This is a genomic window from uncultured Victivallis sp., from assembly GCF_944391105.1.
Classification (GTDB): Bacteria; Verrucomicrobiota; Lentisphaeria; order Victivallales; family Victivallaceae; genus Victivallis.
In genome coordinates this window covers 21,309-34,748 of the sequence record NZ_CALXSK010000023.1, presented here as the reverse complement: position 1 = coordinate 34,748, position 13,440 = coordinate 21,309, and the positions used below count along the sequence as shown (strand labels likewise).

12 protein-coding genes are annotated in these 13,440 nt (G+C 60.7%); 7 read left to right on the top strand and 5 right to left on the bottom strand.

The genetic code is table 11. From position 1 onward, the window contains the following. Nucleotides 1-10: 10 nt before the first annotated feature. Genes Q0K10_RS08690 through Q0K10_RS08665 form a run of 6 tightly spaced genes read left to right on the top strand, consistent with a single transcriptional unit; the run spans nt 11 to nt 7,152 of the window. Entirely contained in the window at nt 11-796 is a 786-nt protein-coding gene (locus Q0K10_RS08690; protein ID WP_294505945.1) for an ATP-binding cassette domain-containing protein, read from the top strand. A 16-nt stretch (nt 797-812) separates the two neighbouring features. After that, nucleotides 813-1,799 carry an MlaD family protein gene (locus Q0K10_RS08685; RefSeq protein ID WP_294505944.1) on the top strand — a complete coding sequence of 329 codons (987 nt, stop codon included), beginning with the start codon at nt 813-815 and terminating at the stop codon, nt 1,797-1,799. Nucleotides 1,800-1,808: 9 nt separating this feature from the next. Continuing rightward, nucleotides 1,809-2,198 (top strand): Minf_1886 family protein, encoded by a 390-nt coding sequence (locus tag Q0K10_RS08680; RefSeq protein ID WP_294505942.1) that lies wholly within the window; start codon nt 1,809-1,811, stop codon nt 2,196-2,198. A 33-nt stretch (nt 2,199-2,231) separates the two neighbouring features. Next, nucleotides 2,232-4,769, top strand: a complete 2,538-nt coding sequence (locus tag Q0K10_RS08675) for a pitrilysin family protein (RefSeq protein ID WP_294505941.1) — start codon at nt 2,232-2,234, stop codon at nt 4,767-4,769. Further along, a complete protein-coding gene (locus tag Q0K10_RS08670; RefSeq protein WP_294505939.1) occupies nt 4,766-5,314 on the top strand; it encodes an isochorismatase family protein in 549 nt (182 codons plus the stop codon). Before Q0K10_RS08675 ends, Q0K10_RS08670 begins: the two co-directional genes overlap by 4 nt. Then, nucleotides 5,311-7,152: a hypothetical protein gene (locus Q0K10_RS08665; protein WP_294505937.1), complete on the top strand. Its 1,842-nt coding sequence runs from the start codon at nt 5,311-5,313 to the stop codon at nt 7,150-7,152. The genes Q0K10_RS08670 and Q0K10_RS08665 overlap by 4 nt, the downstream gene beginning before the upstream one ends. Here the strand turns inward: Q0K10_RS08665 and pyk are convergent. Genes pyk through lpxC form a run of 4 tightly spaced genes read right to left on the bottom strand, consistent with a single transcriptional unit; the run spans nt 7,145 to nt 11,702 of the window. Beyond that, the gene (gene pyk, locus Q0K10_RS08660) at nt 7,145-8,551 is read right to left on the bottom strand and encodes a pyruvate kinase (protein ID WP_294505935.1); all 1,407 of its coding nucleotides are present in this window, start codon (nt 8,549-8,551) and stop codon (nt 7,145-7,147) included. The genes Q0K10_RS08665 and pyk overlap by 8 nt on opposite strands. A gap of 33 nt (nt 8,552-8,584) precedes the next feature. After that, on the bottom strand, nt 8,585-9,889 hold the full coding sequence (locus Q0K10_RS08655; protein WP_294505933.1) for an acetyl-CoA hydrolase/transferase C-terminal domain-containing protein: 1,305 nt from the start codon (nt 9,887-9,889) through the stop codon (nt 8,585-8,587). Between the two features lie 25 nt (nt 9,890-9,914). Then, nucleotides 9,915-10,829, bottom strand: coding sequence for a 3-hydroxyacyl-ACP dehydratase FabZ (gene fabZ / locus Q0K10_RS08650; RefSeq protein WP_294505931.1), 915 nt, complete (start codon nt 10,827-10,829; stop codon nt 9,915-9,917). Between the two features lie 21 nt (nt 10,830-10,850). Next, on the bottom strand, nt 10,851-11,702 hold the full coding sequence (gene lpxC / locus Q0K10_RS08645; RefSeq protein WP_294505929.1) for a UDP-3-O-acyl-N-acetylglucosamine deacetylase: 852 nt from the start codon (nt 11,700-11,702) through the stop codon (nt 10,851-10,853). A gap of 90 nt (nt 11,703-11,792) precedes the next feature. Between lpxC and Q0K10_RS08640 the strand changes: the two genes are divergently transcribed. Then, entirely contained in the window at nt 11,793-12,677 is an 885-nt protein-coding gene (locus Q0K10_RS08640; RefSeq protein ID WP_294505927.1) for a tRNA (adenosine(37)-N6)-dimethylallyltransferase MiaA, read from the top strand. Here the strand turns inward: Q0K10_RS08640 and Q0K10_RS08635 are convergent. Next, nucleotides 12,658-13,440 carry a TIM barrel protein gene (locus Q0K10_RS08635; protein WP_294505924.1) on the bottom strand — a complete coding sequence of 261 codons (783 nt, stop codon included), beginning with the start codon at nt 13,438-13,440 and terminating at the stop codon, nt 12,658-12,660. The genes Q0K10_RS08640 and Q0K10_RS08635 overlap by 20 nt on opposite strands.

Sequence of the window (13,440 nt, the reverse complement as noted above, 5' to 3'; positions counted from 1 at the left end):
GAGTCGAAGCATGGAGAAGAAAACCAGACCGGAGATCGAAGTCAGGAATCTGACCATCGGTTACGGCGGAAATATCGTTCTCAAGGACCTGAACTTCCAGGTTGCTTCCGGAGAGATCTTCTGCATTCTCGGCGGCTCGGGCTGCGGAAAGAGCACGCTGCTCAAGCACATCATCGGGCTCTATGAACCGATCAGCGGAGACATTCTCATCCAGGGGGACAGCATTGTGCAGGCCGATGAACACCATCGGCGCGAAATCATGCGCCGGTTCGGCGTAACCTATCAGGGCGGCGCGCTCTTCAGTTCGATGAGCGTCGCCGAAAACGTCGCCCTGCCGCTGGAAGAGTATACCCGCCTCACGCCGAAGGAGATCGCCGAAACCGTCGAGGCGAAGCTGCGGCTTGTCGACCTTGCGGGATTCGGGGACTACATGCCTGCCGAGCTCTCGGGCGGCATGGCCAAGCGGGCGGGGCTCGCGCGGGCGCTGGCGCTGAATCCGAAGCTGCTCTTTTTCGACGAACCCTCCGCGGGGCTCGACCCGATCACCTCGGCGGAGCTCGACCGGCTGCTGATGCGGCTGCGCGACCGCTTCGGCGCGACCATCGTCATCGTCACCCATGAACTCGACAGCGTCTTTGCGATTGCGGACCGGATCATCATGCTCGACAAACAGACCAGATCGATCATTGCAAACGGACCTCCAGCTCTGCTGCGTGACACCTCTCCGAACGAGAAAGTGCGCGCATTCCTGACCCGTGACGGACTCAAGATGACCGGCAGCGAGGCGCGCGGATAACGGAGGAAACAGAATCATGGCAAATGACTCCACACAAAAAATCAAGCTCGGGCTTTTCGTCACGGGCGGAATCGTGCTGTTTGTGGCGATCCTCTTTTTTCTGGGGATGACCGACATCTTCACGAACAAAGCGACGGTGCAGACCTGTTTCAGCGAATCGGTCCAGGGGCTGACGGTCGGATCGGCAGTGAAATACCGCGGCGTGCCGATCGGCAGCGTGACGAAGATCTCGATCCGCGTGCCGGATAAACTTGTGCAGGTCGACATGGCCGTCGAACTGCGTCACTTCGTCTCGGCGGGAGATCACGGACAGCAGCGGAGTGATTTCCGGAACTTTTTCCGCTCCGAACTCGAACAGGGGATGCGCTGCCGGCTTGAATATGCCGGAATCACCGGAATGCGTTACATCGACTTCGACTACTATGCGACCCCCGGAGAAACGCTGCCGGAACCGCCGGCGGGAATCCCTGATGCGGGAGCGCTTTACATTCCGGCCGTACCGTCGCCGTTCCGGGACATTCTCAAGGCGATCGGGACTTCCCTCGACCGCATCTCGCGAATCCGGTTCGAGGAGATCTCCGACGGGCTGGAAAGAAGTTTGTCCGAACTTTCCGGACTGCTCGCAGATCCGGCGCTGAAGTCGACCATCGCGCGCATCAACGAGGCCTCGGAGAACCTCGAACTCGGCAGCCGCACCATCTCCCGCGTATTCAGCGAAGAGCGGCTGAACCGGCTCATGGGGCTTCTGGAGGAGGATCTGGAAAAGGTCAATCACCTGACCGAACAGCTCATCAACGAGACCCGTGAGGCGAAAATTCCCGAGAGCACCTCCGCCTTCCGGGACGCGTCGAACGCGATCACCTTCAGCCAGGACGAACTGGCCAATACCCTGACCAAGCTGAATCAGACACTCGACGCCCTGACCGAACTGGCCGACTCGCTTTCCGAAGATCCGAGTTCGATCGTCTCCGGCAAGAAAAAACAGCAATTTCAAATGGAGTGAACGATTTCGATGACCCCGACGGAAATCCAGGCAAAAATCAGGGAGATCATGCAGCGGGAACCGCGCTTCTCCGAGGAGGCCTACGCCTTCGTCGCCAACGCCGTGACGTTCACGGTCGGGCGTCTGCCGTCCCATCGCCACGTTTCGGCGCTCGAACTGCTCGGCGGCGTTCATGACTATGCGAAACAGGAGTTCGGGGTGCTCGCCTACGAAGTGCTTTATGAGTGGGGAATCCGCAGTGCATCAGACGTCGGAAGGATCGTCTATCTGCTGATCGGTTCCGGGTTGCTCTCCGCCTCGAAAGATGACGCGCCGGAGGATTTTGAAGTGGATTTCAAACTGGCCGATCCTCCCGTCGCCCCGGGGACGCAGCAAGCATTTCCCCCGAAAATCGATTGATGCCGCCCGCTGCGGCGCTGTAAGAGAGGAACCATGCAATTTTATCGGAACGTACAGTCGAGAACGCTGGATAACGGCGTCAGGATCTTCATCTTCCCTCAGCCGGGGACGGCGGTCGAGGTCGAGTGCTTCATCCGGACCGGCAGCATCCATGAGGGGAGGCATCTCGGGTACGGGCTCTCCCATTTTCTGGAACACATGCTTTTCCAGGGATGCCGCGACTATCCCGGAACCGCTGCGGCCGATGCGATCGACCGGATCGGCGGATCGATGAACGCCTATACGAGCTACGATCACACCGCCTATCATGCGAACCTCGCGGGGCGGCATCTGCCCGAAGCGGTACGGATTCTTTCGCGCATGATCCGTTTTCCGGAATTTCCGGAAACTCGTTTTGCCGAGGAGCGCGAGGTGATTCTCCGCGAGGAGGAGATGGGGCGCGACAATCCCGACCGGCTGCTTTACCAGCACCTGAACGGCTCGATTTTCCGAAATCATCCGCTGCGCCATCCGATCATCGGCTATCGCGAGCTCATCGGAAAGGTCACCCGGGACATCATGGCCGGGTACTATGAGGAGCGCTACACACCGGACCGTTGTTTCTGGGTCATCGTCGGCGATGTGGAGCCGGAACATGCGTTCGATCTGGTCGAGGGCGAAATGGCCGGCTGGGAACGGCGGAATCTGGAGGAAATCGCGATTCCACCGGAACCGGCGCAGTGCGTTGCGCGCAGTGACGGCTTCTCTTTCGCCGATCCGCTCGCCCGTCTGGCCGTCGGCGTCCGGATTCCTGAAATCTCCCACGCCGACGTGGCCGGATGCGACGTGCTCGCCGGAATCCTCGGAATGGGGGACGGCTCGCGACTCGTACGCGCACTTGAACTCGACCGGCAGCTCGCGGTAACGCTGCGCAGTTTCAGCTACAGCCAGGGAGCGGGAGGAGTGCTTGCGGTCACTGCCGCCGCCGCACCCGGCAAACTCGAACAGCTCGAATCGGCCCTGATGCGCGAACTCGATGCGATCCGCAACGGCGCGCTCACGCGGGCCGAAGTCGAACGCGAAAAAACCCAGCAGTACGCCGACCATCTGCGCGAACTGCGCAGCATCCGTGAAATTGCCGCGAACATCGGCGGCGGCGTGATCGCGAACGGGGCGCCCGACCTCAGCGATGCCTATCTCGAACAGCTCGGGCGCCTCACACTCGACGATCTGAACCGGATCGCAGCGACCTATCTCTCGCCGGAACGTTTCAGCATTGTCCGGCAAACGTCCGGAGACCGGAAGCGGAATACGGTGCGCAAAACCAGGCCTCTCCGGGCGGAACCGGGGCTGACCGGACTCGGCAACGGCGCAAGGCTCGTGACGCTTTCCGACCGGCGGCTCCCGCTTGTGGATTTCGCGCTGACGCTGCCGGGCGGAGCGATCTTCGAACCGCAGGAACTCGGAGGCGTTTCGGCACTCACTGCCGATCTTCTGAATGCCGGGGCGGGCAAATGGAAAGAGAGCGCACTGCTGACCCGGCTCGATGCGGGCGGCGCAAACTTCTCGGTCAACGCCGGACTCAATTCGTTCACGATCGAATGCACGTTTCCGCGCCGTCATCGCGCGGCGGTTTTCCAGTTGCTCAAGGCGATTGTCTCCGCACCGGCTTTCGGGCTCCCGGAATTTGACCGCGAGAAGGCGAACCGTCTCGAACTGCTCAAAAGCCGGAGACTTTCTCCTCGCGCCGCCGCCGAGGACCGCTGCCGGAAGTTGATGTTCGGCAGCCACCCGTATGGATGGGGAACGACCGGAACGATCGAACAGCTTGCCAATATCACGCGCGACCGCCTCGCCGAGTTTTATTTCTCCCGTCTCGTGCCGGAACAGGCGATTTTCGGCTGGAGCGGCGACTGTTCGGATGCCGAGGCGGCGGAGTGGACCGACGAATTGAGCGAAGCGGTTCCGTGGCGCAGCCGCCGGATCGAACTGCCTCCGAAACCGGTTTTTCCGACCGGGCCGCAATTTGAGACGATCCCGCTTCCCCGCGAACAGACGATGGTGCTCTGCGCGCTGCCCGGACCGGCGTTGAACGGAGAAATGCTCTCTCTGTGCGAAATCCTCTTTCAGGCGGAAAACGGGCTCTCGAGTCCTGTATTCAAGCTCGTGCGCGAGGAGAATTCACTCGCATATTCGACCGGGATGCGGCTCTGCGGCGGATTCCACCCCGGCTGGCTTTTGTTCTACGCGGTAACCACGGCCGAATCCGCCAGACGCGCGCTCTCATTGCTCGAAACCGAAATCGGCCGCCTTGCTGAACAGGGGCTGTCGCCGGAGGAGTTCGACTCCGCGCTCGAAGGAGCCGCCTTTTCGGCGGCGCGCAGTGCCGAATCGACCGGAAATCTGTTGATCTCCTCGCTGCTTTCGCTGCACTACGGAAGACCGCTAATGGAGAGTCTGCATCATGAGGCGGAACTGCGCGCGATCCGCCGCGAGGAATTCTGCGAAACGTTGAAACCGTATCTTTCGAATCCAGCCGCCGTCCGGATCTTCGCGGGCAGGCTGGCGAACGGCAAGGAGCTTTCCTCATGAACATTCCTGAAATCGATTCCACCTCGCTGGTCGTCGTCGACCTCCAGACGAAACTCACGGCCGTGATGGACAACTATTCCGCCGTGCAGGAGCGTGCCACACTCATGCTCAAAGGGGCAAACGCTCTTGAACTCGACGTGATCGTGACCGAGCAGTATCCCGCGGGGCTCGGGCCGACCGTTCCGGAGATTGCGGAACTCCTGCCCCCCGGATGCGCCCCGATTGCCAAGACCGGATTCTCCGTCTTTGCCGAACCGGCATTCCGCATCGCCCTGAAGGCAAAATCGAAGAACTGCCTCATATTTCTCGGAATTGAAACCCACGTCTGTCTGCTCCAGAGCGTTTACGACGCACGGAAGGCGGGATACGAGGTCATCGTCTGTGCCGACGCGGTCACGAGCCGCAGCGCCGCCAACCGCGAACTCGCGCTCGCGGAAATGCGGACGGCGGGAGCACATGTGCTCCCGGTGGAGTCGATTCTTTTCCTGCTGCTGCGTGACGCGAAACACCCGGCCTTCAAAACCGTTTCGAAACTGATCCGATGATGAAACGGCTCCTGCAGCTCCTTTCGATTCTCACGGCATGTTCCGCCCTTGCCGGAACGATCGCACTCGAACCGGGAACTCCCGTCTTCCGGGAGGCGGAGATGCCGGGCGAAATCATCGCCGTTGCGACCGAGCCGACCAACCTCGAAACGACTGGCAAAACCCGGTTGTTCCTCATCAAATCCCATCCGCTGGCCCGTTATTTCCGGATGACGGAGGTGCGTCTTCCCGACGGTCGAACCGGTTATGTGCATCCGGCCGCACTGCTCCATCCGGACGGGCAGCTCGAAATCGGGAACGTGGTGGAGTTCTGGCGCTACCCGCTTGCAGCTCTCATCGGCGGAGCGCTCGCCGCGCTCGTCGCGATCCTCTGGAAAAAACGGAAGGAACCCGATCCATGGCGCTGGATCGAAATCGGACTTGTGCCGGTGCTGTTGCGCATGTTCCTGCTGATCCTGCTGGTGAACCAGGCGCAGAACATCATCGCAGCCCCCGCCGACGAAACCGGATATTACCGGAATCTGCTTGGAATCCTGAACTGGGATTTCTCCGAACGGTGGCATTTCACCATCGGAACGTCGCTCTTCTATCTGCCGTTTGAACTTCTCTCCGGGACCCGGAATCTCATCGATCTGTTGATTCCGCTCTCTTGGGTGGAAGGTTTCGTCATCGCGCCCTGCTCGCTCTGGCTGGGATATGTGATCGGGAGAAAACTGACCGGCAGCGACCGGAAGGCCTTTCTCGCGATGTTCGCCTGGGCGGTGCTGCCGTTCGTCTGGCATCACCGGCCGGATTTTACGGATCGACTCTTCATTGCATTCTTTGAATTCCCGAGCGCGGAGTTCTCCTACCGCCACTACATCAATCTGATCGGCTGCGGCTTCTCGGCCATGAGCGATACGCCGTCGACCTTTCTCATGCTTGCGGTGTTCGCGCTGCTCATCTGCCGGGAAGCGTCGTACCGGACGGTGGCGGCGGCGGCGTTTCTCTTCGGCGTCGCCTGTCTCTTCCGGATCAACAACATCATGTTCGTCCCAGCCATCGGCGCAATCTGCCTGCTTCGGCGTCCGGAGTATTTTCGTTCCGTCCGGGAAACCCTCCGATACTTCCTGACCGGAGCGGCGCTGTTCCTGGCCGGGTTCCTCCCGCAACTGCTGGTGAACTGGAAGTTCTTCGACAATCCGTTGAAATTCTCCTATACGAACTACACCGAAGGCGCCCACACCTATCTCGACTGGATCTTCGTCGAGCTCAACAGCATGTTCTACGGCACGGTCAACCAGCTGCCATGGATTCCGGCGATTCTCGCGCTCCTCTGGTTGCGCGACCGGAAACTGCGACTCATTCTCGCACTCTGGACGATTCCGGTGATTTTCTTCTTCTACGGATACAGCCACGGAACCGACGACCCGATCCGCTTCATCCTGACGACCTACCCCGCGCTCTTCCTCGCGATCGCGGCGTGTCAAGTCTGGGAAAAACTCAAACCCCGTGACTTCCTGTGGACGATTCCGGTTCTTGCGGGCTGGATTCTCTGCATTCCGAACGCGGCTTACGGAAGTTACGCCTGGTATCTCTCCGCGCCGTACCGGATGCTCTGGCGGCTCGGAGACCTTTCGTGGGTCACGCTGGCCGGAATCGCCGCGATGGCCGTCGGAATCGCCATGACGTTCCGGCTGAGCAAACCGGCAGGCGCATTTCTCGCCGGATGCAGCGTGCTCTACCTCTTCGGAAACGGCTACTGGCTTGCGCTTGGATTTGCAGCCGTGCTGATCCGCGCGATTTGCGACGCCGTCACGCTCTTCCGGCTGCGCCGGAACGCCCTGTCGGTCAGATGAATTCCCGGACTTCGCCGAGGCAGATCAGATTGTTCGTTTCGCGCGCGGGAGAGTTCTTCGAGAGCATGACGATCTTCTCCTCCGGTCGCAGCCGTTTTCCGTCGATGAGCCGACGCGCGGTCTCATGCCCGAGTTCAAGCATCTCCTCGACAAACGCATTGTATTCGGCGTAGACCCCGTAAACGAGTGCGAGCTGGCGCACCACGTGCTTCCGATACGAGAACGCGTAGATCGGCACAAGCGGCCGGTAAGCCGCACAGCAGCGTGCCGACTTGCCCTCGCCCGTGTTGCAGACGATCGCCCGCAAATCCAGCGCTTCCGCCGCTCCGACCGCGGCACGGATCACAAAATCGTATTCACGGTCGCCGTCGGTATCGACGACGTCGATCTGATTGAAGAAACTGCGCGAGGATTTCTCCGCCTCCTCGACGATCCGGGTCATCATGCTGACCGCCTCAACCGGATACCGTCCCTGCGCGGTCTCTCCGGACAGCATCACCGCGTCCGTACCGTCGTAAACCGCGTTCGCGACATCGTTCACTTCGGCACGGGTCGGAAGGGGACTCTCCTCCATGCTCTGGAGCATCTGCGTCGCCGTGATGACCGGCTTCCCCGCCTTGCGGGCGGAACGGATCAGCTCCTTCTGGATCAAAGGGACCTCTTCCAGCGGAATCTCGATCCCGAGATCACCGCGTGCAACCATGATGCCGTCGGCGGCCTTCAGGATTCCGGCGATGTTCCGAACCCCCTGCCGGTTCTCGATTTTCGCGATGATCCGGCACGGGCTGTTTCCGGCATCGAGCAACGCGCGCACCGCTGCCACATCCTCCGCATTCCGAACGAATGAGTGGGCGATGTAGTCGATCTCATGCCGGACCACGTAGTCGATAAAACGCCGATCCTTCTCCGTGAGCGTCTCGGCGTTGAGCTCAACATCCGGAACGTTGATCGATTTATGATTTTTCAGGACGCCTTCGCGGGCCGCTTCACACTCGAGCACGGAATCCTTCCGACCGCGCACGAGCAGTTCGAGCGCACCGTCGTCGCAGACGATACGGGCGCCGGCCGGAACCTCCTCGGCGAACGGCGGATAATTGACCAGAACCACCCGGGGACCGGCCGAAGCGGGACTCCCCGTCACACCGATCCGTTCGCCTTTCGCAAGCGGAAGCGGAGCATCAACATTTCCGGTCCGGATATTCGGTCCCTTCGTATCGACCATGATCGCGATTTTGTCCGACACTCCGCGGACGAGCGCAACCGCCCGTTCCAGATCCGGAATTTCCATGTGCGCGGTGTTGAAGCGTACCACATCCATGCCGTTCTTGTAAAGCGCCAGAAGCAATTCCCGCGTACAGGTCGATGCGTTCACCGTAGCGACGATTTTCGTAAATTTCATTTTCTTCCCCTCTCCTCTTCTCTCTTTTCTCCCCTATTTCCAGTGAAGAAAATGGCGGCCGAACCGCTCAAAGGCGGCCCGCTCGAGCTCCTCGCGGCAATCCGGATGCGCAATTGTGATGAGCAGCCGCGCACGCTGCTGAAGCGGTTTCCCATAAAGGTCGACCACGCCGTATTCGGTCGCGACATAATGCACCCGGCTGCGCGGCGTAACCACGCCGGCACCCGAATCAAGCACCGGCACGATTTTACTGACCCCCTTCGTCGTGCGCGACGGCATCGCGATGATCGGTCTTCCCCCCTCCGAACGCGACGCGCCGTAAATAAAGTCGAGCTGTCCTCCCACTCCGGAATACATGCGCATCCCAAGCGAATCGGCACACACCTGCCCGGTCAGATCGATCTGAATCGCGGAGTTGATCGCCACCACCTTCGGATTGCGCGCAATGCGGTACGGATCGTTTGTGTAGGCGGCTTCACGCATGCGCACCATGGGATTGCGGTTCACAAAATCGTATACCCGACGCGACCCCATCAGAAATGAGGCGACGATCTTCCCCCGGTCAATCCGCTTGCGCGCCCCGTTCACCACACCGGCCTCGACCAGCGGCAGAAGCCCGTCCGCAAACATTTCCGTATGAACTCCAAGATCCTTCCGGTCGGAAAGCTGCGAAAGCACCGCGTTCGGAATCGCTCCGATTCCGAGTTGCAGACAGGAGCCGTCCTCAACGAGTTCCGCACAGTTGCGGCCAATCGCCCGCTCAATCTCATTCGGCAGCGGAAAGTGAGTCTCGTCAAGCGGGGAGTCATCTTCGACCAGATAGTCGATCCGGTCGAGATCGATCTCGCCGTCCCCGTAGGTGTAGGGCATGTTGCGGTTGACGACCGCGATGACAAGTTTCGCCGTCTCAATCGCGGCAAGACCGACATCCACCGAGATCCCGAGAGAAACCCTCCCGCGCCGCCCCGGAGGAGAAACCTGGATCATCGCCACATCACAGCCGACCACACCACTCCGGATCAGCTGCGGCGTATCATGCAGGGAGATCGGGATGTAATCAGCGGCGCCACGCTGAACCTGCCGCCGCATGTTGTCACCGATGAAAAACGACTCCGAACGGAACACCCCCTCGAATTCCGGAGCTGCGTAATCCTCCGTCCGCCCCGTGTGAATGTGCCGGAGCGTGACATCGCGCAGCACCCCTTTGCGGCCGCGCGCGCAGAGCGCCTCCACGAGAATCCGCGGAACCGAACCGGAACTGCCGAGATAAACCGACGTTCCGGATTCAATCGCCGCAACGGCCTCCGCCGCAGATACGACAGACGGCTCTCTGCCCATTCGCCTCCTCAATGCCAGACTTCCGTTACGCGTCGACGATCGCGAACATCAGCGTAATCTGAAAAACCACCTTGTCACCGACCTTGATGCAGCCGGTTCCCTTGCCGAACCGCCCCTTCGCCGGCGGCAGCTCGATATCCACAATCAACTGGTCGCCCGGATAGACCGGTTCGAAAATCTCCGCACGATCGATCGACATGAAGTACCCGAGTTTCCCCTCGTTGCCCGGACGCGCCAGCACGAGCGCGCAACCGGACTGTGCCGTGATTTCACACAGCAGCGACTCCGGCATGACCGCGTAATCCCCGGCCTGCGAGAAGATCTCCTCGTTCCCGGTGAGATTCTTCACCGCAAAGACGTGATCCCCCTCGATCCGCGCAATGTAGTCGATGAACAGAAACGGATAACGGTGCGGTATCAGCGACTTGATCTTTTCGACGTCCATCGGAGTCGCGTCGCACTTGTCGAACTCGTTGTGAAGTTCCGGCATGGCGGCCGGACCGTTTTTCGGACGGGTCGCAAGCGTGATCTTCGCCTCACAGGTGAGTCCGCCGTTGTTCGAGGTCTGCGCCTTCACAACCGCCTCGCCGTTCTCGACGGAGAGGATTTCCGCCTCGACCTTGACCCGGTCGCCCGGATTGTTCGGGCGGCGGAATTTGACCTTTTCGACCACCCGCATGTAGACATCGAGTTCTCCGGCCGGATCGAGCTGCGGACGCACCGCAAGTTCGCCGAGCTGCTTCATCGCCTCAAGCTGAAGCACGCCCGGCATGATCGCATGCCCGGGGAAATGCCCCTGAAAGAAGTTCTCATTGATCGAAAGATTCTTCAATCCGACGAACTGCGTATCGGAAATCTGCTCCGCGCGATCGAGCATCAGCATCGGATAGCGCTGCGGAAGAATTGCACGGATTTCGCGGAGTCCAAAAAACTTACCCATTCTTTTCCCTCTGTCTGTTTCTTATGCGTTGTTCGCTGCCATGATCTCTTTCTGAAGCTGCCCGGCGAGTTCGACGTTCTTCGGATGGCCGGGCTTGACGGCGATGACCGTCCCGGTGATCCGGCAGCCGGAAAGATAGAGATCCCCGACCACGTCGAGAATCTTGTGGCGGACAATCTCATTCGGGTAGCGCAGAGCCTCCTTGCAGATGATCGCGCCGTCGTGGATGATCGCCGCCGCGTCGAGGCTGCCTCCCTTCACAAGCCCCATCGCCAGGAGCTGCTGAAGATCGCGGAAATCGACAAATGTCCGCCCGCCCGCAATCTCGGTCTCGTAGGCTTCAGGATCGGTCGCGGTGAACTCGTAGAACTGCGGATCAATCGGGCAGCCGGGAAAACTCGTCGTGCAGACGACCCGGAGCACATCCCCCGGAACGATCACAAGCCGCGTATGCCCTCCCTCGACATAGAGCGGCTTCGATGGAGTGAACACCTTCGCCTCCGCCTCCTGCTGAACGATGCCCGCCTCGCGCACCATCCGGCAGTAGGGAAGTGAACTGCCGTCGCCGATCGGCGGCTCCATGCCGTCCATCTCCACAATGCAGTTGTCCACATGGAACGCGTGCAGAGCCGACATGATGTGTTCAACCGTGAACACCACGGCGTTGCCGTTTGCGATCGTGGTTCCGCGCCGCACGTCAACCACGTTCGACGCGAGCGCCCGCACCTCCGGCTTGCCGGGGAGGTCGACCCGCCGGAACACGATCCCCGTGTTCTCGGGCGCAGAGTGAATCCGCACCCGGGAACGGGCGCCGGAGTGCAATGCAATCCCCGAATATTCGGCCGAATTGACGACTGTCTGCTGTTTTTCCATCGAATCATCCGCTTTCAAGATTGATTTTTTCGCTTCACGGGCATAATATAATACGCAAAACCGCGTTTGTACAATTTTTTGCAGGGATTTATGGCTGAAAAAATCAAAACCGTCGTCATCACCGGCCCGACCGCGACCGGAAAAACCGCTCTGGCCGTGAAGCTCGCGCGCATCTTCCCGGCGGAAATCGTCAGCGTCGACTCGCGCCAGGTCTACCGCGGCATGGACATCGGCACCGGCAAGGATCTCGACGAATACGGCGAAGTTCCGTACCATCTCATCGACATCGCCGACCCGCAGCGCGAAGTCTACAACCTCGCGCGCTTCCTGCGCGACGCCTACCGTGCCGTATGGGAGATCGCCGCACGCGGCAAACTGCCGATTCTCTGCGGCGGAACCGCGCTCTACCTCGCGGCGCTCATCGACGGCTATCACCTCCCCGGCGGAGCCCTTCCGCCGCGTGAAAAGGGAGTTGCGCGCGTCCGTCAGAACCCGGAGGAAGAACCCTCGTTCGAACCGCCGTTCGAACTCGACGCGCTGCTGCTCGGCGTCTATTATCCGCGCAACGAAGTCCACGCCCGCATCGAATCCCGGCTCGACAGCCGCATCACGGACGGGCTCGTCGACGAGGTGAAACGCCTGCACGAAATCAATGAGGTCTCCTGGGAGCAGCTCGAATTCTTCGGACTCGAATACCGCGAAGTCGCGCGCTATCTCAAGAAAGAGTGCACGCTCTCGGAAATGCGCAACACTCTGCTCGCCCGCATCCGCCAGTTCGCGAAACGGCAGGACATCTTCTTCCGCAAACTCGAACGCGAGGGACACAAAATTCACTGGCTCGAGGCGGGGCGCGACCCCGATCCGTGCACACTCATCGAAGCGTTCCTGAACGGGGAATCCCTCCCGGAACCCGCGTTCCGTCTATGCGACATCAATTACGGAAAAAGGGGAACATTCACCGCCAGACGCGGTTGACCGCTTCGAGCGCCACACGCAACTCCGGCAGATACGGATGCCAGAGCTTTTCGTATTCGAGCGTAACCGGCCCCGTGTAGTCGGCCTTCTCCAGAAGGTCAAGCAGCTCTCCTGCTGGAAGATCCCCCTCCCCCGGAACCGTTGCGACCAGTTTGCCGTCTGACTCCAGGCGGCTGTCCTTCACGTGAACGTCGACGACGTGCCCGGCCAGCATCGCCCAGCTGTCCGCGAAAGTCTCGCCCGCAAAACGGCAGGTGTGGTGCGCATCCCAGACCACCGGCAACGCCTCGCCGAGCTGTTCAAAAAGTTTCCGGCAGCGAGCGGCCGAGCTGAAGCCGTCATGCGTCTCCAGGGCAAGCTGCGACCGGAGACCGAGCGACCGGAACCAGTCGAGATTCCGCCGTGCGGTCTCCGCCTTCTCCTCGCAAAACTCCTCCCGGAAATCGAAGCCGCCGAACACCCGCAGATACGGCACGCCCGCCTCGTCCGCCAGACGCCCGAGCGCCTCAAGCTCCTCCCGGTCGTTTTCGGACGCGGCCAATCCGAATGAACTGCCGAACACCCGGATCCGCCCCTCCTGCCCGAGCTTCACGAGCAAGACGCGTTTCTCCGGCGCGGCGAACACCCGCGGCAGCTGAATCGAGTCCTCCACGGCCCGGAGTTCCAGATAGCGGAAATCGAACTCGTCCGCCAGCGCGACCGCCTCCGCAAGCGTGTTCGCGGGGCAGCTGAGCGTCGAAAATCCCCACTTGAAATTCCGCAT

Coding starts and splice junctions, on each gene's coding strand:
- Q0K10_RS08690 (WP_294505945.1), top strand. CDS start 11: ATGGAGAAGAAAACCAGACCGGAGATCGAAGTCAGGAATCTGACCATC.
- Q0K10_RS08685 (WP_294505944.1), top strand. CDS start 813: ATGGCAAATGACTCCACACAAAAAATCAAGCTCGGGCTTTTCGTCACG.
- Q0K10_RS08680 (WP_294505942.1), top strand. CDS start 1,809: ATGACCCCGACGGAAATCCAGGCAAAAATCAGGGAGATCATGCAGCGG.
- Q0K10_RS08675 (WP_294505941.1), top strand. CDS start 2,232: ATGCAATTTTATCGGAACGTACAGTCGAGAACGCTGGATAACGGCGTC.
- Q0K10_RS08670 (WP_294505939.1), top strand. CDS start 4,766: ATGAACATTCCTGAAATCGATTCCACCTCGCTGGTCGTCGTCGACCTC.
- Q0K10_RS08665 (WP_294505937.1), top strand. CDS start 5,311: ATGATGAAACGGCTCCTGCAGCTCCTTTCGATTCTCACGGCATGTTCC.
- pyk (WP_294505935.1), bottom strand. CDS start 8,551: ATGAAATTTACGAAAATCGTCGCTACGGTGAACGCATCGACCTGTACG.
- Q0K10_RS08655 (WP_294505933.1), bottom strand. CDS start 9,889: ATGGGCAGAGAGCCGTCTGTCGTATCTGCGGCGGAGGCCGTTGCGGCG.
- fabZ (WP_294505931.1), bottom strand. CDS start 10,829: ATGGGTAAGTTTTTTGGACTCCGCGAAATCCGTGCAATTCTTCCGCAG.
- lpxC (WP_294505929.1), bottom strand. CDS start 11,702: ATGGAAAAACAGCAGACAGTCGTCAATTCGGCCGAATATTCGGGGATT.
- Q0K10_RS08640 (WP_294505927.1), top strand. CDS start 11,793: ATGGCTGAAAAAATCAAAACCGTCGTCATCACCGGCCCGACCGCGACC.
- Q0K10_RS08635 (WP_294505924.1), bottom strand. CDS start 13,440: ATGCGGAATTTCAAGTGGGGATTTTCGACGCTCAGCTGCCCCGCGAAC.